Annotated in this window: 24 protein-coding genes and 1 pseudogene; 22 read left to right on the top strand and 3 right to left on the bottom strand. The window is 71.1% G+C overall.

Translation table 11 applies throughout. The features are described 5' to 3' along the window. Positions 1-56: 56 nt before the first annotated feature. Positions 57-245 (bottom strand): annotated as a pseudogene (locus tag VET29_RS43270) (transposase); the annotation flags it as partial. 74 nt (positions 246-319) lie between these two features. Here VET29_RS43270 and aroC point away from each other — a divergent pair. The 6 genes from aroC to VET29_RS43240 all read left to right on the top strand — a co-directional run bounded on the left by aroC (position 320) and on the right by VET29_RS43240 (position 6674). After that, complete coding sequence (aroC, locus tag VET29_RS43265; RefSeq protein WP_324933162.1) at positions 320-1501, top strand: chorismate synthase; 1182 nt, start codon at positions 320-322, stop codon at positions 1499-1501. After that, complete coding sequence (locus VET29_RS43260) at positions 1498-2010, top strand: shikimate kinase (protein ID WP_324933159.1); 513 nt, start codon at positions 1498-1500, stop codon at positions 2008-2010. The genes aroC and VET29_RS43260 overlap by 4 nt, the downstream gene beginning before the upstream one ends. Positions 2011-2125: 115 nt before the next feature. Beyond that, the gene (aroB, locus tag VET29_RS43255) at positions 2126-3220 is read left to right on the top strand and encodes a 3-dehydroquinate synthase (RefSeq protein WP_324933205.1); all 1095 of its coding nucleotides are present in this window, start codon (positions 2126-2128) and stop codon (positions 3218-3220) included. 525 nt (positions 3221-3745) lie between these two features. Next, positions 3746-4174: a type II 3-dehydroquinate dehydratase gene (gene aroQ / locus VET29_RS43250; RefSeq protein WP_324933156.1), complete on the top strand. Its 429-nt coding sequence runs from the start codon at positions 3746-3748 to the stop codon at positions 4172-4174. 37 nt (positions 4175-4211) lie between these two features. Continuing rightward, positions 4212-5066 (top strand): GNAT family N-acetyltransferase, encoded by an 855-nt coding sequence (locus VET29_RS43245; protein ID WP_324933154.1) that lies wholly within the window; start codon positions 4212-4214, stop codon positions 5064-5066. A gap of 96 nt (positions 5067-5162) precedes the next feature. After that, a complete protein-coding gene (locus VET29_RS43240) occupies positions 5163-6674 on the top strand; it encodes a beta-xylosidase (RefSeq protein WP_324933153.1) in 1512 nt (503 codons plus the stop codon). Here the strand turns inward: VET29_RS43240 and VET29_RS43235 are convergent. Continuing rightward, positions 6613-7110, bottom strand: a complete 498-nt coding sequence (locus tag VET29_RS43235) for a B-4DMT family transporter (RefSeq protein ID WP_324933151.1) — start codon at positions 7108-7110, stop codon at positions 6613-6615. The genes VET29_RS43240 and VET29_RS43235 overlap by 62 nt on opposite strands. Before the next feature lie 99 nt (positions 7111-7209). On the opposite strand from VET29_RS43235, the gene VET29_RS43230 reads away from it, so the two are divergent. The 4 genes from VET29_RS43230 to VET29_RS43215 all read left to right on the top strand — a co-directional run bounded on the left by VET29_RS43230 (position 7210) and on the right by VET29_RS43215 (position 10313). Further along, positions 7210-8301 (top strand): Xaa-Pro peptidase family protein, encoded by a 1092-nt coding sequence (locus VET29_RS43230; RefSeq protein ID WP_324933149.1) that lies wholly within the window; start codon positions 7210-7212, stop codon positions 8299-8301. 29 nt (positions 8302-8330) lie between these two features. Beyond that, positions 8331-8894 carry an elongation factor P gene (gene efp / locus VET29_RS43225; RefSeq protein WP_324933147.1) on the top strand — a complete coding sequence of 188 codons (564 nt, stop codon included), beginning with the start codon at positions 8331-8333 and terminating at the stop codon, positions 8892-8894. Next, the gene (nusB, locus tag VET29_RS43220; protein WP_324933144.1) at positions 8894-9313 is read left to right on the top strand and encodes a transcription antitermination factor NusB; all 420 of its coding nucleotides are present in this window, start codon (positions 8894-8896) and stop codon (positions 9311-9313) included. Before efp ends, nusB begins: the two co-directional genes overlap by 1 nt. A gap of 82 nt (positions 9314-9395) precedes the next feature. Further along, a complete protein-coding gene (locus tag VET29_RS43215) occupies positions 9396-10313 on the top strand; it encodes a DMT family transporter (protein WP_324933140.1) in 918 nt (305 codons plus the stop codon). Between the two features lie 327 nt (positions 10314-10640). Here the strand turns inward: VET29_RS43215 and VET29_RS43210 are convergent, their stop codons facing one another. Then, entirely contained in the window at positions 10641-11129 is a 489-nt protein-coding gene (locus VET29_RS43210; RefSeq protein ID WP_075123575.1) for a transcriptional regulator, read from the bottom strand. A 262-nt stretch (positions 11130-11391) separates the two neighbouring features. On the opposite strand from VET29_RS43210, the gene pyrR reads away from it, so the two are divergent. From pyrR to VET29_RS43150, 12 genes are all read left to right on the top strand, one after another. Continuing rightward, positions 11392-11979, top strand: coding sequence for a bifunctional pyr operon transcriptional regulator/uracil phosphoribosyltransferase PyrR (gene pyrR, locus VET29_RS43205; RefSeq protein ID WP_324933130.1), 588 nt, complete (start codon positions 11392-11394; stop codon positions 11977-11979). A gap of 79 nt (positions 11980-12058) precedes the next feature. Further along, positions 12059-12991, top strand: a complete 933-nt coding sequence (locus VET29_RS43200; protein WP_324933126.1) for an aspartate carbamoyltransferase catalytic subunit — start codon at positions 12059-12061, stop codon at positions 12989-12991. A gap of 26 nt (positions 12992-13017) precedes the next feature. After that, entirely contained in the window at positions 13018-14289 is a 1272-nt protein-coding gene (locus VET29_RS43195; RefSeq protein ID WP_324933202.1) for a dihydroorotase, read from the top strand. Next, positions 14286-15407, top strand: a complete 1122-nt coding sequence (gene carA / locus VET29_RS43190) for a glutamine-hydrolyzing carbamoyl-phosphate synthase small subunit (RefSeq protein WP_324933123.1) — start codon at positions 14286-14288, stop codon at positions 15405-15407. Before VET29_RS43195 ends, carA begins: the two co-directional genes overlap by 4 nt. Then, complete coding sequence (carB, locus tag VET29_RS43185; protein WP_324933120.1) at positions 15394-18708, top strand: carbamoyl-phosphate synthase large subunit; 3315 nt, start codon at positions 15394-15396, stop codon at positions 18706-18708. Before carA ends, carB begins: the two co-directional genes overlap by 14 nt. Next, a complete protein-coding gene (pyrF, locus tag VET29_RS43180; protein ID WP_324933117.1) occupies positions 18705-19538 on the top strand; it encodes an orotidine-5'-phosphate decarboxylase in 834 nt (277 codons plus the stop codon). Before carB ends, pyrF begins: the two co-directional genes overlap by 4 nt. A gap of 727 nt (positions 19539-20265) precedes the next feature. After that, positions 20266-20583 carry an integration host factor, actinobacterial type gene (gene mihF / locus VET29_RS43175; protein ID WP_133905065.1) on the top strand — a complete coding sequence of 106 codons (318 nt, stop codon included), beginning with the start codon at positions 20266-20268 and terminating at the stop codon, positions 20581-20583. A 29-nt stretch (positions 20584-20612) separates the two neighbouring features. Beyond that, positions 20613-21185, top strand: a complete 573-nt coding sequence (gene gmk / locus VET29_RS43170) for a guanylate kinase (protein ID WP_324933114.1) — start codon at positions 20613-20615, stop codon at positions 21183-21185. Continuing rightward, positions 21182-21472 (top strand): DNA-directed RNA polymerase subunit omega, encoded by a 291-nt coding sequence (gene rpoZ / locus VET29_RS43165; protein ID WP_184813077.1) that lies wholly within the window; start codon positions 21182-21184, stop codon positions 21470-21472. The genes gmk and rpoZ overlap by 4 nt, the downstream gene beginning before the upstream one ends. A gap of 252 nt (positions 21473-21724) precedes the next feature. Continuing rightward, complete coding sequence (gene coaBC, locus VET29_RS43160) at positions 21725-22951, top strand: bifunctional phosphopantothenoylcysteine decarboxylase/phosphopantothenate--cysteine ligase CoaBC (protein WP_324933108.1); 1227 nt, start codon at positions 21725-21727, stop codon at positions 22949-22951. Between the two features lie 66 nt (positions 22952-23017). After that, complete coding sequence (metK, locus tag VET29_RS43155) at positions 23018-24220, top strand: methionine adenosyltransferase (protein ID WP_324933105.1); 1203 nt, start codon at positions 23018-23020, stop codon at positions 24218-24220. Further along, positions 24186-24593: a DUF5313 family protein gene (locus tag VET29_RS43150; RefSeq protein ID WP_324933102.1), complete on the top strand. Its 408-nt coding sequence runs from the start codon at positions 24186-24188 to the stop codon at positions 24591-24593. The genes metK and VET29_RS43150 overlap by 35 nt, the downstream gene beginning before the upstream one ends. Positions 24594-24618 lie beyond the last annotated feature (25 nt).

Genomic DNA, 24618 nt, shown 5'->3' with positions numbered 1-24618 from the left:
ACCACCGAGGACCTGGCCATGCGGGACATGTCAATCGATCCGAATCTCGCCCTGCGTCAGGCCGACTTGCTGTGAACCACTGGACTCAACTCACCCTGACACGCAGGGGAGCCCGAGCTGCGTGTGACGGGGGCGATGTCGGCATAGGCGGTCAGATGGCCGGAACTGGCGAAATTCGAGGCATCGCCGATCTCGAGGAGGATCCGCGCTTCGGTCCTGACTCCGATGCCGGGCATCGAGGTCAGGTCCTAACGGCCCAACCGCGGCACGAGGGGTAACCACTGCTCGACGCGACAGGCCGGCATGACAGGATCGTCGGGTGTTGCGTTGGATAACCGCTGGTGAGTCGCACGGGCCCGCGTTGGTCGCCGTGCTCGAAGGCATGGTTGCCGGGGTCGAGGTCACGACCGGGGACCTGGGCAAGCAGCTTGCCCGCCGTCGGCTCGGCTTTGGGCGTAGTCCTCGGATGGGCTTCGAGACCGATCAGGTCGAGTTTCTCGGTGGCGTGCGGCACGGGCTGACCCAGGGTGGTCCGGTGGCGGTGCGCATCGACAACGCGGAATGGCCGAAGTGGGAGAAGGTCATGTCCGCGGATCCCGTCGACCCCGAGGAGCTGGCCGGGCTCGCACGCAACGAGCCGCTCACCCGGCCTCGGCCCGGTCATGCCGACCTGGCCGGCATGCAGAAGTTCGGGTTCGACGACGCGCGGCCGGTGCTGGAGCGGGCGAGCGCGCGGGAGACCGCCGCACGCACCGCGCTGGGCACGGTCGCCCGGGCCTTCCTTCGTCAGCTGCTGGGTGTGGAGGTCATCAGCCACGTCGTGTCGATCGGCGCCGCCGAGGCGCCGGACGGCCCGCCGCCGGGGCCCGAGGACCTCGACGCCATCGACGAGAGTCCCGTGCGGGCGTTCGACCCGAAGGGCACCGAAGCCATGGTCGCCGAGGTCGAGGCGGTCAAGGAGGCCGGTGACACGGTCGGCGGCGTCATCGAGGTCATCGCCTACGGGCTGCCGCCGGGCCTTGGCTCGCACGTGCACTGGGACCGCCGGCTCGACGCACGCCTCGCCGGCGCGCTCATGGGCGTCCAGGCCATGAAGGGCGTCGAGATCGGTGACGGCTTCACCACCGCACGCCGGTGGGGTAGCAAGGCACACGACGAGATCGACCCGGCGAACCCCGGCATCTCCCGCCGCACCAACCGGGCCGGCGGCCTGGAGGGTGGCATCACCAACGGCGAGCCGCTGCGTGCCCGGGTGGCGATGAAGCCGATCTCGACCGTCCCACGTGCACTGTCCACTATCGACACCAGTACGGGTGAGCCGGCCGTCGCGATCCATCAGCGGTCCGACGTGTGTGCGGTGCCGCGCGCCGGCGTGGTCCTCGAGTCCGTCGTCGGGCTGGTGCTGGCCGAGGCCGCGCTGGAGAAGTTCGGTGGCGACTCGCTGGCCGAGACCCGCCGCAACGCCGAGTCGTACCTCAAAGCACTACAGGAGCGCTGGTGACCGGCCCCGCACTGATCCTCGTCGGCCCGCCCGGATCCGGGAAGAGCACGGTCGGCCGCCTGGCCGCGGCTCAGCTCGGTCTGGAGTTCCGTGACTTCGACGACGACATGGAGCGCGTCCACGGCCGCCAGGCCGGCGAGCTGGTCGTCGAGCTGGGCCGCGAGAAGTTCCAGGAGTCCGAGCGCGAGCTGCTGGAGAGCCTCCTGCCCGAACACGACGGCGTCCTCGCCCTCGGCGGCGGCACCCCGACCGCACCGGGCGTGCAGGAGCTGCTCAAGCCCTACCACGTGGTGTTCCTCGACGTGGACCTCGACCACCTCCTGCGTCGTGAGGGCCTGGTGCCGCTGCACCCGTGGCTGCTGCCCAACCCCCGCGCGCATCTGCGAGAACTGCTGAACACCCGACGCCCCATCTACACCGCGGTGGCCGCCGCGACCGTGCCGACCAGCCAGCGCACCCCCGAGGAGGTCCTGGCCGACGTCCTCGCGTCGATGCCCGTGACCAGCTGACCGCCGATCGTCGGCAGCTCACCGAGCTGGCGCGCAGGCCGACGTGCCAGCCGGAAGGTGGTGGCGGGCGCATGCCATGCTCGTCCCTCCGGGAAACGAGTGAGGGAGCGTGGCAGTGGGAGCGGAGCCGGTGCGCGTGGAGGTCGCCACCGATCGGCCTTACGACGTCGTGATCGGGCGTGACCTCGATGACGAGGTGGTCGCCGCGGTGGTGGGCTCGCCGAAGGTGGCGGTCATCCACCCGCCCACGCTCGTCGGCCGGGCCGAGGCCGTCCGGCAGCGACTGCTCGACGGCGGAACCGACACCCACCTCGTACACCTCGTACCCGTTCCCGACGCCGAAGCCGGCAAGACCCTGGCCGTCGCCGGCCAGTGCTGGGACGCGCTCGCCGCCATGGGCATGGACCGTGGTGGCACGGTCGTCGCGCTGGGTGGGGGAGCGGTCACCGACCTGGGCGGCTTCGTCGCGGCGAGCTGGATGCGCGGCGTGCGGCTGGTGAACGTCCCGACCACGCTCCTGGGCATGGTGGACGCGGCGGTCGGCGGCAAGACCGGCATCAACGTCGACGCCGGCAAGAACCTCGTCGGCGCGTTCCACGAGCCCGCCGCGGTGATCGTCGACCTCACCACACTCCGCACACTGCCGACGGACGAGTTGGTCCCTGGCATGGCCGAGATCCTCAAGGGTGGCTTCATCGCCGACCCGGGCATCCTCGACCTGTTCGAGGCCGACCCCACCGCCGCACTCGACCCCGACGGCGAGGTGCTGGCCGAGCTGGTGCGCAGGAAGGTCCAGGTCAAGGCCGATGTCGTGGCGGCCGACCTGCGTGAGTCGAGCCTGCGCGAGATCCTCAACTACGGCCACACCCTCGGTCACGCCATCGAACGGCGCGAGCACTACCGCTGGCGGCACGGCGCCGCGGTGAGCGTGGGCCTGGTCTTCGCCGCAGAGCTGGCCCGCGCCGCGGGCCGCCTGGACGACGCCACCGCCGACCGGCACCGCACGGCCCTCGCCTCGATCGGCCTCCCGACCACCTACGACCCGGACGCGCTCCCGGAACTGACCCGGACCATGCTCGGCGACAAGAAGACCAGGGCCGGCCGCCTCCGCTTCGTGGTATTGGACGGCCTCGCCAAGCCGGGCCGCCTGGAGGACCCGTCCCAGGAGCTGCTGGCCGCGGCCTACCGGAACCTCGACGCGCCCCGCTGATGCCGGGCGCCCGGTTTCCTCGTGCACGGGGCAGCGACACGTACGAGGCGCGGCGCCGAAGCGGACGTGCGGCTTGTCCCTGTTCGCACCGCCGGATGGTCGGCACGCTGGCTCGGGCCGCTGGTGGCCGCGAAGCTGCTGCTGGACAGCTTCCGGTGGCGGCTGCGGCCGATGATCGGGCTGGGCGCGGCGCTCGGCGCGGTGCTGGTGTCGACTTCCTCGACGCGCGCCGCTGATGCCGGGCGCCGGGCATCAGCGTGCACGGGGGCAGCGACACGTACGTGGCGCGGCAGCGAAGCGGACGTGCGGCTGGTCCCCGTTCGTACCGCCCGCGTCGACTTCCTCGACGAGAACGTGGTCCGCATGTCCGAGGCCGTACGACCCGGCGCGGCATGGTCACCTCGCCCATCCGCCAAAGGCCCCTCGCGCACGTGTCCCGCTCGCGGCACCCGGCAGCGTTGCCGCGGAAGCGGTGAAGGACGGCCTGGCTAGGCTTGCCCGATCGATCCTCGAAGGAGAACGACCATGAAGGTGTTGGTGCTCAACGGCCCCAACCTCGGCCGGCTGGGCACCCGTGAGCCCGAGATCTACGGCCACACCACCTACGCCGACCTCGTCGCCCTCTGTGAGAAGGCCGGCAGCGAGCTGGGCATCGACGTCGCCGTCCGCCAGACCGACCTCGAAGGTGAGATGCTCGGCTGGCTCCACGAGGCCGCGGAGCACGGCCACGCCGTCGTCCTCAACGCCGCCGCCTGGACCCACTACTCCATCGCCGTCCGCGACGCCTGTGCCCAGCTCTCCGCGCCGCTGGTCGAGGTGCACATCACCAACGTGCACAAGCGCGAGGAGTTCCGGCACCACAGCTACATCTCGGCCGTCGCCGCCGGTGTCATCGTCGGGCTCGGCGTCGACGGGTACGTCCTCGCGCTGCGCTGGCTGGCCGACCACCGGTGAACCGAGCCCGGGGAGCGGACCACCAGATGAGGCGGGCATGAGGCCCCTCGAAGAACGAGACACCGACGGCCTCATCGCGCTGTTCGCCGATCCCGAGCTGAGCCGGTTCCACCGCCGCGACCTCACCCGGCCCGACCAGGTCCGGGAGCTCGCCGCGCTCTGGCGCACCCACCAGGGTCCGCGGGGCACCGGCGTCCACGTCATCGAGCACGACGGCCGGATCGCCGGCGTCGCGCACCTCGGCATCTCCACCGAACTGCCCGGTGACGTGCTCGAATGCGGCTGGTACATCGCCCGTGAGCACTGGGGCACCGACCTCGCCCGCGAAGCCGCCACCTCCCTGCGGGACACCGGGCTCGCCATGAAGGGCGCCGTCTTCGCCGTCGTCGACGAGCACGACACACGTGCCCGTCGTTTCGCCGAACGGCTCGGGTTCGTCGACGTCGGCGGCGGCGAGCACCACGGCGCACCGCACCGGGTCCTCGTGGCGCTGTCGAGCGAACCGAGTGGAGTCCATCACGTCGAGCTCTGGGTCGCCGACCTGGCCGCGGCCGAGAGGACCTTCGGCTGGCTGTTCGGCGAGCTCGGCTGGCACGAGTACCAGCGCTGGGAGCGCGGCGTGAGCTGGCGCCTCGGCAACAGCTACGTCGTCGTCGAGGACTCCCCGGCCCGCACCGGCGCCGGCCACGACCGGACCGCTCCCGGCATCAACCACCTGGCGCTACACGCCGGTACCCGGCAGGACGTCGACCGCGTCACCGCCGCCGCGCCCGCGCACGGCTGGAACCTCATGTTCGCCGACCGGCATCCGCACGCCGGCGGCCCGGACCACTACGCGGCCTACCTGGAGAACGCGGACGGTTTCGAGATCGAACTCGTCGCCCATCAGTGAGTTCGATACACGAATCGGTGAATCTCACGCTCTACTGGAGTAGTCCCTACACTGTCTTCGGCTGAACGAAGGCAACCAAACGGAGGTTCTTCCACGATGCGCACTACGCACCGTCGAAGACGCCTGCTTGCCGCCGTACTGGCCATCGTCGTCACCGCGGCCTGCACTCCGAGTGAGGCCGCCCCCGATCCCGCTCCCCGCGCCCCGAAAGAGACACAGGCGCCCAAGCCCGTCGCCCCGGTCGTCACCGACCCGGTGGCCCTCACGACCGTCGCCGGCCGGCAGAGTCCCGGCGTCGTCGGCGCCGGCAGCGGGGACGCCCCCTACAACTACGGCCCCTCCGTGCTCTGGGACGGCGGCCGCTACCGGATGTGGTGGTGCAGCCAGCTCGGCATCGCCAACCCGCCCGGCGACGACATCCTGCTCGCCGAGTCCGCGTCCCTCGACGGCCCGTTCGCCGGCCCGGACGGCACCGGCGGCACCCCGATCTTCTCCGGCAGCTTCACCGGGTTCGACGCCGTGCACACCTGCGACCCCTCGGTGATCAGGGTCGGCCGGACCTACTACATGTACTACACGGGCTCGGCCGGCGAACACGCCCACGGCAACGCCATCGGCCTCGCGACCAGCCCCGACGGCCGCGTCTGGACCAGGGCCAACGGCGGCAAGCCGCTCGTCACCGAGTCGAGGGACGTCGACCGCGGCAACATCTACGGCGCCGGCCAGCCCTCCGTGGTCTACCTCGCCGGCTACTTCTACCTGATGTTCACCGACACGACCGGCGAGGCCAGCGGCCACAACGGCGCCGGCCAGTTCGTCCTGCGCTCGCCCGACCCGGCGTTCACACGCGACGTCGAGGCCCTCGGCGACGACGGGTTCCGCCACGTGCCGGACACCCGCTCCCGCTCCCGCTCGGTCGTCGACGCGTTCAGCGCCGACTGGATGTGGTCCGACGCGCTGGCCGCGTTCGCCATCGCCCACGAGACCCGCGACGGCACCACGATCACGTTCTGGGACTGGGGTTTCCGCTTCCAGCCGTACAAGCCGCTGCTGCTCCCGGGCCCGTGGCGGGAAGGCCCCGGCCTGGTGCGGCGGGGCGACGGGCACGCCGTCGTGTCGATCGACAACCCGTGCGGCAAGGCCCCCATCGACCTCGTGCGCGCGAGCTACGAGGCGCCGAGCGGGCCGTCCGGCCTGCGGCACTTCGGCCTGGACGTGGTGGACTTCGACGCCTGCGAGGACCCGGCGCGTGCGGTGCTCGCGCTCGACGGGTTCGCTGTGCCCTCGCCCACCCGCACGGTCGACCTCGTGGTCGGCGGCAAGATCGTGCGGTTCGACCGGCGGTCGGTCGCCACGCAGCTCGCGGTCCGGGTGCTTGCCAAGCGGCCGGCGTCACTGGACAGGGTCGAGGTCGCCGCACGGGTCACGCCAGGTGTCCCGGTGCGGCGGGCGGCCGGTCGCGGCGCGGCGTTCCTGCTGGACGACCGGCTGTGGTCGATCCCGGCGGAGAACGTCGGGACCGCCAACTCGTCGGTCTCGCTGGACATCACTCCGCGGCAGTGGGACGCCTACGAGCACGGCCTGGACCTGGCCGGTCCGCCTCGGTAGCTTCCTCGTCCGCGTCGCCCGGTTCGGTGTCCCGGTCCGCCGCCTTCGAGGTGCGGATCCAGTTGCCCGCGCCGAGGCCGATGGCCGCCGGGACGAGCACGAGCAGCGCCGTGAACGCCGCCCCGCCGGTGAGCGCGCTGCCCAGGTCCGCGACCCCGCTCTGGTCCACGAACACCGACTTGCCGATGACGCCCAGGATGGCGGCGCCCCAGCCCGCGACCAGCGCCGCGATGAGCCAGGTTCTGCCGGCGTCCTGGCGGTCACGCCACCTGTCGACCGCGCCCCAGACGGCCGCCACGCCGACGAGCACGCCAAGCGTGACCGCCTCGAACAGCGTCCGGGAGGTCGGGTGCGCCACCGCGAAGTCCGCGCGCACCGTCTCGGCCGCAGCATGCACCACGGCCATCGCCGCGCCCCGTACCAGCCAAGCTCGCATTCGAACAGGGTAGTCCCGCCCGCTCGCGGGCTCGGTGACGCCGCTCGCCGTGCGTGCCCATGGTTCGCTCGGCACGCTCGGCTCACTAAGGTCGGGACCATGCCCGAGACGCACCTGCGCCGCCGTGCGGCAGTTCGGTCCCGCCTCCGGGAACGCGAACTCGACGCCCTGCTCGTCGTCGACCTGCTCAACGTCCGCTACCTCACCGGCTTCACCGGCTCGAACGCCGCGCTGCTGGTCGACGCCGAGAACGACGAGCGCACGGTGTTCTGCACCGACGGTCGCTACCTCACGCAGTCGGCCCGGCAGGTGCCCGACCTCGAGCGGCTGATCGAGCGGCCGTGCGCCCCCGCGCTGGCCGCCGTGACGAGCGAGAAACACAACCGCCGCACCGGTTTCGAGAGCCACCGGGTGACCGTCGACGACCTGGACGTGCTCGCGGAGCAGGCGGCGAAGGTCGAGCTGGTCCGTGCTCCCGGCCTGGTCGAGGAGCTGCGGGTGGTCAAGGACGAGGACGAGATCGAGGCGCTGCGCATGGCGTGCGCGGCGGCCGACCGTGCGCTCGCGGACCTCATCGCCCACGGCGGCCTGCGCCCCGGCCGCACCGAGCGCGAGATCGCCCGCGAGCTGGAGAGCCGCATGCTCGACCACGGCGCGACGGCCCCGTCCTTCGAGACGATCGTGGCCACCGGCGCCAACTCCGCCGTGCCGCACCACCGCCCGACCGACGCCGAGCTGGCCACCGGCGACCTGGTCAAGCTCGACTTCGGCGCGCTCGTCGGCGGCTACCACTCGGACATGACCCGCACGTTCGTCCTCGGCGCGCCCGCCGACTGGCAGCGCGAGCTGTACGACCTGGTCGCGGCCGCGCAGGCGGCGGGCCGGGCGGCGTTGCTGCCGGGCGCCGCCGTCGCGGACGTGGACGACGCCGCCCGCTCGGTCATCGAGCACGCGGGCCGCGGGGACGAGTTCCTGCACGGGCTGGGACACGGCGTCGGACTGGAGATCCACGAGGCACCGTCCCTGGCCAAGACAGGTGAAGGTAGACTCTCCGCCGGCATGGCAGTCACCGTGGAGCCGGGCGTTTACCTGTCCGGCAGGGGCGGTGTCCGCATCGAGGACACGCTCGTCGTGCGGGACGGCGAACCCGAGCTTCTCACGCTGACGACCAAACAGCTCGTCGTCGTGTAGACGAACCGACCAGGAGAGAGAACGACCCCGTGGCATCCACGAACGACCTGAAGAACGGCCTGGTGCTCAACCTCGAGGGCCAGCTCTGGACCGTCGTCGAGTTCCAGCACGTCAAGCCCGGCAAGGGCCCGGCGTTCGTGCGGACCAAGCTCAAGCACGTCATGACCGGCAAGGTCGTCGACAAGACGTTCAACGCCGGCATCAAGGTCGACACCGCGACCGTCGACCGCCGCGACATGACCTACCTGTACCAGGACGGCGCGCAGTACGTCTTCATGGACGGCGAGACCTACGAGCAGATGCACATCGACGGCGACGTCGTGTCGGACAACTCGCGGTTCCTGCTGGAGAACAGCACCGTCACGGTCGCCACGCACGAGGGCACCCCGCTGTTCATCGAGCTCCCGACCTCGGTCGAGCTCGTCATCCAGCAGACCGACCCGGGCCTGCAGGGCGACCGCTCCACCGGCGGCACCAAGCCCGCGACGCTCGAGACCGGCGCCGAGATTCAGGTGCCGCTGTTCCTGTCGACCGGCGAGAAGGTCAAGGTGGACACCCGCGACGGTCGTTACCTCGGCCGCGTCAGCTCGTAGTGGGCGCGCGGAGCAAAGCCCGCAAGCGCGCGGTCGATGTGTTGTACGCGGCGGCGCTGCGCGACGCCGACCCGGTGACGCTGCTCCTCGAACGCAACGAGGCGGCCGAACAGCCGGCGCCGAACGACTACGCCACCACGCTCGTCGAGGGCGTGGTCGCCCATCGGGAGCGGATCGACGAGCTGCTCACCGAGCACGCCGAGGGCTGGACGCTGGACCGCATGCCGTTCGTCGACGTCGCGGTCCTGCGGCTGGGGGTGTACGAGCTGCTGTGGGCCTCGGACGTGCCGGACCCGGTCGCCATCGACGAGGCCGTGCAGCTGGCGCAGTCCCTCTCCACCGACGACTCGCCCCGGTTCGTCAACGGCGTCCTGGGCCGCCTCGCCACGATCGCCGACCAGCTGCGCGCGACGCTCTAGAAACGCGCTGTAGGAACGCCAGGTCCGAAACCCGCGCGTGAGTTCGGCCGGCGCCGAACTGTCTGCGGCATACCGTTGCGGCATGAACGGAGCTTTCGGCGCGACCGATCGACGGTCCCTGCTCGCCGCCGCCGTCACGGTCGTCCTGTGGGCGTCGGCCTTCGTCGCGATTCGCAGCGCCGGCACCCACTACTCGCCGGGGGCGCTCGCGCTGGGCCGGCTGTTCGCCGGCTCGGTCGTGCTGGTGCTGCTGCTGGCCGTGCGCCGGGAGGGCTGGCCGCCGCGGGCCGCGTGGCCGGGGATCGTGGTCGTGGGGGTGCTGTGGTTCGGCGCGTACATGGTGTTGCTGAACTGGGGTGAGCAGGAGGTCGACGCGGGCACCGCCGCGATGGTGGTGAACGTGGGGCCGGTACTGATCGCGTTGCTGAGCGGCTGGCTGCTGCGAGAAGGCTTCCGGCCGCGCGTGCTGGCGGGGATCGCGGTGTCGTTCGCGGGCGCGGTCGTGGTCGGGCTGTCCATGTCCGGCGCGGGGCACGCGTCCGTGCTGGGGGTGCTGATGTGTGTCGGCGCGGCGGTCGGCTACGCGATCGGTGTGGTGGCACAGAAGACCGCGCTGCGACACGGAAGCGCGTTGCAGGTCACGACGTTCGGGTGCCTCGTGGGGACCGTCGCCTGTCTGCCGTTCGCCGGGCAGCTGGTGTCGGAGTTGGGTGCGGCGCCGCTGCCGGCCACGCTGAACGTGGTCTATCTCGGTGTGTTCCCAACAGGTCTGGCGTTCACGGCGTGGGCCTACGCCCTGGCCCGCACGACCGCCGCCCAGATGGGCGCGACGACGTACGCGGTCCCGGCCCTGGTGATCGCCATGTCGTGGCTGCTCCTCGGCGAGGTGCCCGGCTGGCTCACGTTCGCGGGCGGGGCACTCTGCCTGGCCGGCGTCGCGGTCTCGAGGACCCGCCCCCGGGCGCCGGTGCTCGCGGGGCCGGCATCCGCGCCCGCGTGATGTCGCCCGGCCGCCGTTCGGCGGGCTGGCACACCCAGGGAAGCGGGTGTGCCCCAACCGGGTTGGGGCCACATGACCTGAATGGAGTAGCTCGTGCTCGGCACTCGTCGGGGCCGGCAGGGCCGTTCGGGCACGCAGTGCGACGATCAAGCCGGATGGCAGGCCGGAGCGATGTCCGAGAACCGAACCGGTCGCGGCCCGTTCTGGGGCCGCGACCGGGAAAGCCAGTCGATGTGCGGATTGGTTGATCCTCGCACGCCGGCTCGGCCGATCTCCCGCTTCCCTCGGCCGTGCGGGCAGTGCGTCACGAGCCCGTGACGTACGGGCTCAGTCCTCCTTGGACGGACGGGCCTCCGGCGGAAGCACGCCCCAGTCGATGAGCTGCTCGGTGAGCTCACCTGGGGTCATGTCGTAGATGATCGCCAACGAGCGCAGGTCCTCGGTCCTGATCGAGAGGACCTTGCCGTTGTAGTCCCCGCGCTGGCTCTGGATGGTGGCGGCGTAGCGGGCCAACGGTCCCACCTTCTCCGCCGGGAGCTGCTGCAGCCGCTCCAGGTTTATCACGATCTTCGTCGCCGGTTCCGCCCCCGAGGGGACCCGACCCTCCGGCAGCAGCTCCACCACCGGAACTCCGTAGAAGTCGGCCAGCTCGGCCAGCTTCTGCACGGTCACCGCCCGGTCGCCGCGCTCGTAGGAACCCACGACGACGGCCTTCCAGCGCCCGCCTGACTTCTGCTCGACGCCGTGCAGGGACAGGCCCTGCTGCTGGCGGATGCCACGGAGCTTGCTCCCTAGCGCCTTGGCGTAGTCGCCCATATGGCGATTCTCCATTTCGTTCGCCCGCTGGCCAGTCCAAACCGTGGACGCCGCGGGTAGCCGCAAATCGACACGCAGAGTAATGGTTACCCACAGTTGTCACCAGGTCAAGCTGATCTGTCTACGACCTCCGGGGAAACCTCCGATTACCACCCGGTTGGTGGATCCGTGGGGCCTGATACGGTGCTACAGCGCCCGGCTTGGGCGCTGAGCAAGACGTCCTTTAAGGACCCGTCCCGTGAGGCGGGGAAGGAGGTCAACCGTGGCGCCGCCCAACCGTGGCGCGACGGAACCGGCCGAGCGGCGCGAGCTGCTTTCGGCCGGCGATGTCGCGCGCACCGTCGCCCGTATGGCGCACCAGGTGATCGAGCGCACCTCCCTTGGTGCCGCCGACGCCCTACCAGTGGTTCTTCTGGGCATCCCCACCCGTGGCGGACCCATCGCGGTCCGGCTGGCCGACCGCATCGCCGACTTCTCCGGCGTCACTGTGCCAACTGGTGTGCTGGATGTCACACTCTATCGGGACGATCTTCGTCGCCGGCCGACCAGGCCGCTCGGCGCGACCGCGTTGCCCGGGACCGGCGTCGACGACCACCTGGTCATCCTGGTCGACGACGTCCTCTACTCGGGCCGCACCATCCGGGCCGCCCTCGACGCGCTGCGCGACGTCGGCCGCCCGCGTGCGGTCCAGCTCGCGGTGCTGGTCGACCGGGGACACCGGGAGCTGCCGATCCGCGCGGACTACGTGGGCAAGAACGTCCCCACGTCCCGCACCGAGGAGGTCCACGTCCTGCTGACCGAGACCGACGACCGCGACGCGGTCGTGCTGGACAGGCGGGAGGGCGCATGAGACACCTGCTCGCTCCCGAAGGGGCGGACTTCTCCGCCCGCCCGGCCGCCGCGGCGCCGACCGGCGGGAGGGCGCGCTCATGAGGCACCTCCTCGCCACCGAGGGCATGGACGCGACCACCGCGACCGCGGTCCTCGACACCGCGGCCCAGCTCAAGCAGACCCTCCTCGGCCGTGAGGTGCGCAAGCTGCCCACCCTGCGCGGCCGCACGGTCATCACGCTGTTCTACGAGAACTCCACGCGCACCCGCGTCTCCTTCGAGATCGCCGGGAAGTGGATGAGTGCCGACGTCGTCAACGTGTCCTCGGGTGGGTCGAGCGTCGGCAAGGGCGAGTCCCTTCGCGACACCGCGCAGACCCTCGCCGCGGCCGGCGCGGACTGCGTGATCATCCGACACCCCGCCTCCGGCGCCGCCCACCGGCTCGCCGACTGGCTCGCCGACACGGGCACCTCGGTCGTCAACGCGGGCGACGGCACGCACGAGCACCCCACCCAGGCCCTCCTCGACGCCGCCACCCTGCGGGAACGGCTCGGGGACCTGGCCGGCAAGCGGGTCGGGATCGTCGGGGACGTCGTGCACAGCCGGGTCGCGCGCTCGAACGTCCACCTGCTCACCACCCTCGGCGCGCAGGTCGTCCTCGTCGCCCCGCCGACCCTCCTGCCCGTCCACGTGGACCGCTGGCCGGTCGCCGTCTCACACACCCTCGACGCCGAGCTGCCCTCGCTCGACGCCGTGATGATGCTGCGTGTCCAGCAGGAACGCATGCGCGGCGGGTTCTTCCCCTCGGCCCGCGAGTACTCGATCGCCTACGGCATGAACGGGAAGCGGCTCGGGCTGCTCCCGGACCACGCGGTCGTCCTGCACCCCGGCCCGATGCTGCGTGGCATGGAGATCTCCGCCGCCGTCGCCGACTCGCCCCGCGCGGCCATCACCCAGCAGGTGTCCAACGGCGTGCACGTCCGCATGGCCGTGCTGTACCACCTGCTCGCCCACGAAGAGGAGGTCGCGTGAGCGGAGCGAACCATCAACACAGCGTGGTGAAACCCTTGCTGTTCAAGGGAGTCCGCCCCTATGGCGAAGACAGGCAGGACCTCCTGGTGCGCGACGGCCTCATCGCCGAGGGAACGGACGCCGAGGCGGAGGTCATCGACGCCGACGGTCTCATCGCGCTACCCGGGTTCGTCGACCTGCACACCCACCTCCGCGAGCCCGGCCGCGAGGACACCGAGACGATCGAGACGGGCTCCCACGCGGCCGCGCTCGGCGGCTACACGGCCGTCTTCGCCATGGCCAACACCGACCCGGTCGCCGACAACGCGGTGATCGTCGGGCACGTCGCGCGCCGCGGCCGCGAGGTCGGCCTGGTCGACGTGCACCCGGTCGGCGCGGTGACCGTCGGCCTGCGGGGCGAGCGGCTCGCGGAGCTGGGCACCATGGCCGGCGCGGGCGTCCGGATGTTCTCCGACGACGGCCACTGCGTGGCCGACCCGCTCCTGATGCGCCGCGCGCTGGAGTACTCGACCGCCCTGGACGTGGTCATCGCCCAGCACGCCGAGGAGCCGCGCCTCACCGAGGGCGCGCAGGCGCACGAGGGCGAGCTGGCCGCCCGGCTCGGCCTCGCCGGCTGGCCCGCCGCCGCGGAGGAGGCGATCATCGCCCGCGACTGCCTGCTCGCGAGGCAGACCGGCGCCCGCCTGCACGTCTGCCACGTCTCGACGGCCGGCTCGGCGGAGCTGATCCGGTGGGCCAGGGGCCAGGGCATAACCGTGTCCGCCGAGGTCACCCCGCACCACCTGCTGCTGGACGACGAGCGCCTGGCCACCTACGACCCGGTCAACAAGGTCAACCCGCCCCTGCGCACGGCCGCGGACGCCAAGGTCCTGCGCGAGGCACTGGCCGAGGGCGTCCTCGACTGCGTGGCCACCGACCACGCGCCGCACGCCCCGCAGGACAAGGACTGCGAGTGGTCCGCGGCCCGCCCCGGCATGCTGGGCCTGCAGACCGCGCTCTCCGTCGTGGTCCGCACGATGGTCGAACCGGGCCTGCTCGACTGGCGCGGCGTCGCGCGGGTCATGAGCGAGCGGCCGGCCGAGATCGCCGGCCTCACCGACCAGGGCCGCCCGCTCGACGCGGGCGAACCGGCCACGCTCACCCTGGTCGACCCCGCCGCGACGTGGACGGTCCGGGGCGCCGAGCTGGCCAGCATCGCCACCAACACCCCGTACGAGGGCATGACGCTGCCCGGCCGGGTGGTCACCACGGTCCTCCGCGGCCGGCTGACCGCACACGAAGGAAAGGTGAGGGTATGAGTCAGGCCGCTCTCGTACTGGAGGACGGCAGGGTCTTCCGGGGCGCCTCGTTCGGCGCGACCGGTGAGACGCTCGGCGAGGTCGTCTTCTGCACCGGCATGACCGGCTACCAGGAGACTCTGACCGACCCGTCCTACCACCGCCAGATCGTCGTCGCGACGGCCCCGCAGATCGGCAACACCGGCTGGAACGACGAGGACGACGAGTCGAGCCGCATCTGGGTCGCGGGCTACGTCGTCCGTGACCCGGCCAGGACCCCCTCCAACTGGCGCGCCCGGCGCACCCTCGACGACGCGCTCGTCGAGCAGGGCGTCGTGGGCATCGCGGGCGTGGACACCCGCACGCTGACCCGGCACATCCGGGAGCTCGGCGCCATGCGCGGCGGCGTCTTCTCCGGCGACGCCCTCACCAGCGTCGACGAGATGCGTGAACGGGTCCTCGCAAGCCCCCAGATGGTCGGTGCGGACCTGGCGGGCCAGGTGACGACCCAGGAGTCGTACGTGGTCCGACCAGTCGCTGAGATGCGGTTACGCGTCGCGGCGCTGGACGTCGGCATCAAGACCAACACCCCGCGGATGATGTCGGAGCGGGGCATCGAGACCCACGTCCTGCCGGCGCACGCCACCATCGACGACGTCCTGGCGCTCGAACCGGACGGCTTCTTCCTGGCCAACGGCCCGGGGGACCCGGCCACCACCGACGGTCCGGTGGCGCTGACGAGACAGGTCCTCGAACGCGAGATCCCGACCTTCGGCATCTGCTTCGGCCACCAGATCCTCGGCCGCGCGCTGGGCCTGTCCACCTACAAGCTGCGCTACGGCCACCGCGGCATCAACATCCCGGTCATCGACGTGGCCACCGGCCGGGTCGCGATCACCGCGCAGAACCACGGCTTCGCCATCGAGGGCGAGCCCGGCCAGCGGTTCGACACCCCGTTCGGCACCGCGGCGATCAGCCACTACTGCCCGAACGACGGCTGCGTGGAGGGCGTCCGCGCCCAGGACGTGCCGGCGTTCTCGGTCCAGTACCACCCGGAGGCGGCGGCCGGACCCCACGACGCCGCCCCCCTGTTCGACGAGTTCGTAGCCCTGATGGAGGCCCGGCGTGCCCAAGCGTGACGACATCGAGCACGTCCTCGTGATCGGCTCAGGGCCGATCGTGATCGGTCAGGCGTGCGAGTTCGACTACTCCGGCACCCAGGCGTGCCGGGTGCTGCGGGAGGAGGGCCTGCGGGTCAGCCTGGTCAACTCCAACCCGGCGACGATCATGACCGACCCCGAGTTCGCCGACGCGACCTACATCGAGCCGATCACCCCGGACTTCGTCGAGAAGGTGATCGCCAAGGAACGGCCGGACGCCCTCCTCGCGACCCTGGGTGGCCAGACCGCGCTCAACACCGCGGTGGCCCTGCACGAGCGGGGCGTGCTGGAGAAGTACGGCGTCGAGCTGATCGGCGCGGACATCGAGGCCATCCAGCGAGGCGAGGACCGGCAGCGGTTCAAGGACATCTGCGCCGCGGTCGGTGCGGAGACCCCGCGCAGCGCCGTGTGCCACACGATGGACGAGGTCCGCGCGACGGTGACCAACCTCGGTCTCCCGGTGGTCATCCGGCCCTCGTTCACCATGGGCGGCCTCGGTTCCGGCCTGGCGTACACGGCCGCGGACCTGGAGCGCATGGCCGCGTCCGGGCTCGCGGAGTCGCCGGTCCACGAGGTCCTCATCGAGGAGAGCGTCCTCGGGTGGAAGGAGTACGAGCTCGAGCTGATGCGTGACCGCAACGACAACGTCGTGGTCATCTGCTCGATCGAGAACATCGACCCGATGGGCGTGCACACCGGCGACTCGGTGACCGTCGCGCCCGCGATGACCCTGACCGACCGCGAGTACCAGCACATGCGCGACGTCGGCATCGCCGTGCTGCGTGAGGTCGGCGTGGACACCGGCGGCTGCAACATCCAGTTCGCGGTGCACCCGAGGACCGGCCGCCTGGTCGTCATCGAGATGAACCCGCGGGTGTCGCGATCGAGCGCGCGCGCCTCGAAGGCCACCGGCTTCCCGATCGCCAAGATCGCCGCGAAGCTCGCCATCGGCTACGCCCTCGACGAGATCCGCAACGACATCACCGGCGAGACCCCGGCGAGCTTCGAGCCCACGCTCGACTACGTGGTCGTGAAGGTGCCGCGGTTCGCGTTCGAGAAGTTCCCCGGCGCCGACCCGACCCTCACCACGACCATGAAGTCGGTCGGCGAGGCCATGTCGCTCGGCCGCAACTTCGTCGAGGCGCTCGGCAAGGCACTGCGGTCCATGGAGACCAAGGCGGCCGGCTTCTGGACCACCGCCGACCCGGAAACCGTGACTACACAAGCACTTCTGGACGCGCTCCGGATCCCGCACGACGGCCGCCTGTACACGGTGGAACGCGCGCTGCGGCTGGGGGTGAGCGTCGCCGAGGTGTCCGAGGCCTCCGGCATCGATCCCTGGTTCGTCGACCAGATCGCCTCGCTCGTCGAGCTGCGTGCCGAGATCACCGCCGCGCCCGTGCTCGACGAGCACCTGCTGCGCCGCGCCAAGCGGGCCGGCTGCTCCGACCGCCAGATCGCCGCGCTGCGGCCGGAGCTGGCGGGGGAGGACGGCGTGCGCAGCCTGCGCCATCGCCTCGGCATCCGCCCGGTCTTCAAGACGGTCGACACGTGCGCCGCCGAGTTCGCGGCCTTCACGCCGTACCACTACTCGGCCTACGAGCTGGACCCCGCCGCGGAGTCCGAGGTGGCCGAGCAGCGTGCGCGGCCGAAGGTGCTGATCCTCGGCTCGGGCCCCAACCGCATCGGGCAGGGCATCGAGTTCGACTACTCGTGCGTGCACGCCGCCATGGCACTGCGGGGCGCCGGCTACGAGACCGTCATGGTCAACTGCAACCCGGAGACCGTGTCCACCGACTACGACACCTCCGACCGGTTGTACTTCGAGCCGCTGACGTTCGAGGACGTGCTGGAGGTCGTGCACTCCGAACAGCGGTCCGGCACGGTCGTGGGCGTGATCGTGCAGCTCGGTGGCCAGACCCCGTTGGGGCTCGCGCAGCGCCTGGCGGACGCGGGCGTGCCGATCGTGGGCACCCCGCCGCACGCCATCCACCTGGCCGAGGAGCGCGGCGCGTTCGGCGAGGTGCTCACCAACGCCGGACTCCCGGCGCCGAAGTGGGGCACGGCCACGTCCTTTGCCGCCGCCAAGCGGATCGCGGACGAGATCGGCTACCCGGTCCTCGTGCGACCGTCCTATGTGCTCGGCGGCCGCGGCATGGAGATCGTGTACGACGAGGCGACCCTCGCCGGCTACATCGAGCGCGCCACCGAGGTCACGCCCGAGCACCCGGTGCTCGTCGACCGCTTCCTCGACGACGCCATCGAGATCGACGTCGACGCGCTGTGCGACGGCGAGGAGGTCTTCCTCGGCGGTGTGATGGAGCACATCGAGGAGGCCGGCATCCACTCCGGCGACTCCTCCTGCGCGCTGCCGCCGATCACGTTGGGCCGCACCGACCTGCAGAACATCCGCCGCTCCACCGAGCTGATCGCGAAGGGCATCGGCGTGCGCGGCCTGCTGAACGTCCAGTACGCGCTCAAGGACGACGTCCTGTACGTGCTGGAGGCCAACCCGCGCGCGTCGCGGACCGTGCCGTTCGTGTCCAAGGCGACCGCCACCCCGCTCGCGAAGGCCGCCGCGCGGATCATGCTCGGCGCCACCATCGAGGAACTGCGTGCCGACGGCCTGCTGCCGGACCACGGCGACGGGGCGGACCTGCCGCCGACCTCGCCGGTGTCGGTCAAGGAGGCCGTGCTGCCGTTCCACCGGTTCCGCACGCCGGAGGGCCTCGGCGTCGACTCGCTGCTCGGCCCGGAGATGAAGTCGACCGGCGAGGTGATGGGCGTCGACGCGTCGTTCGGCAAGGCCTTCGCCAAGTCGCAGACCGCGTCCTACGGCTCGCTGCCGACGAGCGGCCGGGTCTTCGTCTCGGTCGCGAACCGGGACAAGCGGGCCATGGTGTTCCCGGTCAAGCGCCTGGCGGACCTCGGCTTCGAGATCCTGGCCACCGCCGGCACCGCGGAGGTGTTGCGGCGCAACGGGATCCCGTGCACCGAGGTGCGCAAGCACTTCGAGCCGGCCAGCGACGGCGAGCAGAACATCGTCGACATCATCAAGGCGGGCGGCGTCGACATGGTGATCAACACCCCGTACGGCAACCCGGGGCCGCGCGTGGACGGCTACGAGATCCGGACCGCGGCGGTGTCGCGGGACATCCCGTGCGTGACCACGATCCAGGGTGCCGGCGCCGCGGTGCACGGCATCGAGGCGTTGATACAGCAGGACATCGGGGTGGAGTCGTTGCAGTCGCTGCAGGCGACGCTACGGAGCCAGCGATGAGGGCCCCGTTCGGCGCGCGCGTCACGACCGCCGTCTCCCTGCGTGGCCCGCTGTGCGTGGGGATCGACCCGCACACGTCACTGCTGGAGCGGTGGGGCCTGCCCGCCGACGCGAACGGGCTTGCGACGTTCGCCATGACGTGCGTCGAGGCGTTCGCCGGCGAGATCGCGGTGGTCAAGCCGCAGTCGGCGTTCTTCGAGGCGCACGGCTCGGCCGGGGTGGCCGTGCTGGAGCGGACCATCGCCGCGTTCCGGCAGGCGGGCACGCTGGTGCTGCTGGACGTGAAGCGCGGCGACATCGGCTCGACCATGTCCGCCTATGCGGAGGCGTACCTGGGGGAGGGCTCGCCACTCGCGGCGGACGCGATCACGGTGTCGCCCTACCTCGGCTTCGGCTCGCTGGCCCCTGCGCTCGACCTCGCGGAGCGCAACGGGCGAGGTGTGTTCGTGCTTGCGCTGACGTCCAACAAGGAGGGGCCGCAGGTGCAGCGGGCCCGTGACGAGAACGGCGTGAGCGTCGCCCAGACCATGGTCGACGAGGCCGCGGCACGGAACGCGGGCGCGAGCCCGCTCGGGCCGGTCGGCCTGGTGGTCGGCGCCACGGTCGGGCGGACGGAGCTGGACCTGTCCAAGCTGAACGGCACGATCCTCGCCCCCGGCTTCGGCGCCCAGGGCGCGGGTGTGGCCGACCTGCGCACGGTCTTCGGCGCGAGCCTCAAGCACGTGCTGCCCTCGTCGTCGCGGGACATCCTGCGGCACGGCCCGGACGCCACGGCCCTGCGAGACGCGGCACTGCGGGTGCGGGACTCGGTGGGCCCCCACGTGACCTGACCCGCGGCACCAGCCCGGTGTCACGAGCGTCGCGAACGGTCTGACCAGTGGCGCGCCGGCGCGCGCGACGAGTACCTACCGGTGTTCCGTGGCCACCTCGCGGCTTGCTGATGGGAAAATGTTCGTTGACTCGCGCTCCGGGTCATCTCGTGGACAAGCGGATCGCGCTCACCGTGGACGAGCGGCACCTGCTGGATGAGGCGGCTGTCCGGGAGTGAGCGCGAAGCTACCAGACCTGGGTACGGCCGGGCGGGCGTACCGGTTCACGCCGAGACGCCCGGACCCGGTATGGGCGCGGCGTGGCTGGTCTCCGCCACGCCGCGCACGCCTGGCGTCCCGGTGGGTTCTCGCGCCCGCCGGCGGCCCGCCGATACGGCCGCCGCTCCCCTCGCGACCTGGGCTTACCCGGTCGGGGCGGATATCGGTTCCGGCGTCGTCCGCCCGCGCCGGCGATCCCGTCCCGGGGTGTCGTGGAAGTTTTCGCCGCCGGGGAGCCGTTGTCGCCGTACCATGTCGAAGCGCTTCGCGCAGCACGTGAAGTGTGGGTCAGCGACACCTGAGCCGTAGGTGTTACCGCAGGTCCAGGGGTGTTAGCTACTGAGAGTTGATCTATGCTCTTTCGCGCATCACCCACCGCACTAAGGTGGACCCGCGTTGTCACGACCTGCCGGACCTCGGTAACGTCGCGACACCGATCCGCAGAAAACCCCACCCCCCGGAGGAAATCGTGGCCCTTCCCCAGCTGACCGAGGAGCAGCGGGCCGCAGCGCTGGAGAAGGCGGCTGCCGCCCGACGCGCCCGAGCTGAGCTCAAGGAGCGCCTGAAGCGAGGTGGCACGACCCTCAAGGACGTGCTCGCTCAGGCTGACAAAGATGAGGTCCTGGGCAAGATGAAGGTCACCGCACTGCTCGAAGCCCTGCCGGGCGTCGGCAAAGTGCGTGCCCAGCAGATCATCGAGCGTCTTGAGATAGCCCCGAGCCGCCGCCTTCGCGGCCTCGGTGACCGTCAGCGCAAGGCCTTGCTCGCCGAGTTCAGCGGCGAGTGACACTCGAGGCGAATCGGAGGGGCCGGCTGGTGGTACTGGCCGGCCCCTCCGGCGTCGGTAAGAGCAGCGTCGTCCATGAGCTGCGCAAGCTTTATCCCGAGCTGTGGTTCAGTGTGTCGGCGACGACCCGCGAGCAGCGGCCGGGGGAGCGTGACGGGGTGGACTACCGCTTCGTCACCGCCGACGACTTCGACCACATGATCAAGAACGACGAGCTGCTGGAGTGGGCGGAGATCCACCGTGGCATCCACCGGTCCGGCACGCCGCGCGCGCCGATCGAGGAGCGTCTCGGTGCCGGCCTGCCGGCGCTGGTCGAGGTGGACCTGCAGGGCGCACGCAACCTGCGCGAGGCGATGCCGGAGGCGTTCCTGGTCTTCCTGTCGCCGCCAAGCTGGGAGGCGTTGGTCGAGCGGCTGGTCGGCCGCGGCACCGAGGCGCCCGAGGTCGTGGAGCGCCGGCTCCGGACCGCCAGGGAGGAACTCGCCGCGAAGTCGGAGTTCGACGCGGTCGTCGTGAACACCGACCTGAAGAGCGCGGCCGAGGACTTGCTAAAGTTGATACTTGACAAACCCTCCTCCAACGTTCTGGAGACCAGCGAGTGATCACCCCCACCGAGTTGGGCGCACTGGGCGACCCTTCGAGCCAGCAGCTCGAGGGCATCACCAACCCCCCGATCGACGACCTGCTCGACAAGGTCAGCTCCAAGTACGCGCTGGTGATCTACGCCGCCAAGCGTGCCCGGCAGATCAACGACTACTACGCGCAGCTCGGTGAGGGCCTGCTCGAGTACGTCGGCCCCCTAGTCGAGCCCGGCCCCCGCGAGAAGCCGCTGTCCATCGCGCTCCGCGAAATCCACGCCGGCCTGCTCGAGCACACCGAGGGCGAGTGAGTGAGCCGCCGGCGTCTGGACTGACGAGCACGAAGGCCTGGCGAGGTACGAGCCCTGGGTCTTCGCGCGCAGGAGGGAAGACGCCGGGGACAGGCTCGCGAACGCTGAGCGGAGCGAGGCCATGATGCTGAGTGAGCCGCCGGCGTCTGGACTGACGAGCACGGAGGCCTGGCGAGGTACGAGCCTTGGGTCTTCGCGCGCAGGAGGGAAGGCGCCGGGGACAGGCTCGCGAACGCCGAGCGGAGCGAGGCCGTGACACCCACCGAGGCCCCGCGCGTCGTTCTCGGCGTGGGCGGCGGCATCGCCGCCTACAAGGCGTGCGAGGTCCTTCGACAACTTACCGAGTCAGGTCACTCGGTCCGGGTCGTGCCCACGGCGGCGGCGCTCAACTTCGTCGGTGCCGCCACCTTCGAGGCGCTGTCCGGGCAGCCGGTGCACACCCAGGTGTTCGCCGACGTGTCCGAGGTGCCGCACGTCCGCATCGGCCAGGAGGCCGACCTGGTGCTGGTCGTCCCCGCGACCGCGGACCTGCTGGCCAGGGCCGCGCACGGGCTCGCGGACGACCTGCTCACCAACACGCTGCTGACCGCGCGCTGCCCGGTCATGCTGGTGCCCGCCATGCACACCGAGATGTGGGAGCACGCCGCCACGCGGGACAACGTGGCGACGCTGCGCTCCCGCGGTGTCGTGGTGACCGAACCCGCGAGCGGCCGGCTGACCGGCAAGGACACCGGCAAGGGCCGCCTCGCCGACCCCGCCGAGATCGTCGACCTCGCCCGGCTGCTCCTGGCCCGCCCGGACGCGCTGCCCAGGGACATGACCGCCCTGCACGTCGTGGTGTCCGCCGGCGGCACGCGGGAGCCGCTCGATCCGGTCCGCTACCTGGGCAACCGCTCGTCCGGCAAGCAGGGCTACGCGCTCGCGCGCGCCGCGGCACAGCGGGGTGCGCGGGTCACGCTCGTGGCCGCCCACACCGTCGCGCTGCCGGAGCCGGCCGGGGTGGACGTGGTTCGCGCCGGGACGGCGCTGGAGCTGCGGGACGCGATGCACGCGGTGTCACCGGGGGCGGACGTGGTGGTCATGGCGGCCGCCGTCGCCGACTTCCGGCCCGTGACCAGGGTCGAGTACAAGATCAAGAAGACCGATCGGGATCCGGACCCGGTCGGTCTCACGCGCAATCCGGACATTCTCGCGGAGCTGGTGGCCGCCCGGGCGGGTGGCCAGGTGATCGTGGGGTTCGCGGCCGAGACCGGGGACGGTGCCGCTGACGTGCTGGAACACGGGCGTGCGAAACTGAAGCGCAAGGGCTGTGACCTGCTCGTCGTGAACGCGGTCGGGGAGGGCAGGGCCTTCGAGACCGAGGACAACGCCGGTTGGCTACTGTCCTCGGACGGATCCGAACGGCCGATCGCGCTGGGTTCGAAGGTGCACATGGCGTCCGAAATATGGGATGCCGTGGTTCCACTGACTCAGAAGTGAGCGTTGCTCGATCCCTGGTACATACTCTTCAGGCAACAAATTCTAGAAAGAGTGGTGGAGTACGTCGTGAGTGAGTCCGCAAGCCGGCTGTTCACCAGCGAATCGGTGACCGAGGGGCATCCCGACAAGATCTGTGACGCCATCAGCGACGCGGTACTGGACGCGCTGCTGTCCAAGGACCCGAAGTCGCGGGTGGCCGTCGAGACCCTCGTGACCACCGGCCAGGTGCATGTCGCGGGCGAGGTCACGACCGAGGCGTACGCGGACATCCCGTCCCTGGTGCGCGAGACGATCCTGGAGATCGGCTACGACTCGTCGGCCAAGGGTTTCGACGGCAACTCCTGCGGCGTGAACGTGGCGCTGGGCGCGCAGTCGCCCGACATCGCACAGGGTGTCGACACCGCGTACGAGAAGCGCGTGGAGAGCGACGAGGACGAGATCGCCAAGCAGGGTGCCGGCGACCAGGGCCTGATGTTCGGCTACGCGTGCACCGACACGCCGGAGCTGATGCCGCTGCCGATCGCGCTGGCGCACCGCCTGTCCCGCCGCCTGACCGGTGTGCGGAAGAACGGGACGCTGCCGTACCTGCGCCCGGACGGCAAGACCCAGGTCACCATCGAGTACGCGGGTGACCAGCCGGTCCGTCTCGACACGGTGGTCGTCTCCTCCCAGCACGCCGACGGCGTGGACCTGGAGCGCCTGCTGGGGGTGGACGTGCGTGAGCAGGTCGTGCTGCCCGAGTTGGCCGAGCTGGACCTGGACACCGACCAGGTGCGGCTGCTGGTCAACCCGACCGGCCGCTTCGTCATCGGCGGCCCGATGGGTGACGCCGGCCTGACCGGCCGCAAGATCATCGTCGACACCTACGGCGGCATGGCCCGCCACGGTGGCGGCGCGTTCTCCGGCAAGGACCCGTCGAAGGTGGACCGGTCGGCGGCGTACGCCATGCGCTGGGTCGCCAAGAACGCGGTGGCCGCCGGCCTGGCGACGCGCATCGAGGTCCAGGTGGCCTACGCGATCGGCAAGGCGGCGCCCGTCGGCCTGTTCGTCGAGACCTTCGGCACCGAGACCGTCGACCCGACGAAGATCCAGCAGTCGATCGGCGAGGTCTTCGACCTGCGCCCGGCCGCGATCATCCGCGACCTGGACCTGCTGCGTCCGATCTACAAGCAGACGGCGGCGTACGGCCACTTCGGCCGTCCGGAGCTGGACCTGCCCTGGGAGCGCACGGACCGTGCGGACGCGCTCAGGTCGCTCGCGGGCGCCTGATCCACTCCACTGGCTGTGGTACGCGGTAGCCGGTTCGCTGCCTACCGCGTACCACGAGTGGGTGTTGTACGACCTGACGTGCGGGACATGGATGGTCCGGCACCTCGGTCGTGCGGTCCTGCAGTTCTCGTTCTGGTGGCTGGCCCTGCTGGTGCCGGGGCCGTGGTCCCTGCGGTTCTCGATGGTGGCGCTCGGGTTCCTGCTCAGCCTGTACTTCTCGATCTCCTTCATGGAGGACGCGTGTGAACGGCGCCTGCTGAAGGCCGGTTACCCCGCCGGCCTGAACCGGCGCATCCGCGAGGAGACGCCGATCGCCGACCGCGCCGCCACCGCCGCGCTGTACGCGTCGTACTACCCGCCGCGCCAGCCCTGAACTCCGAACCAGATGACAAGGGTTG

Source organism: Actinophytocola sp. (assembly GCF_035634895.1).
GTDB lineage: Bacteria > Actinomycetota > Actinomycetes > Mycobacteriales > Pseudonocardiaceae > Actinophytocola.
This window is presented reverse-complemented; position numbering and strand designations above follow the sequence as displayed.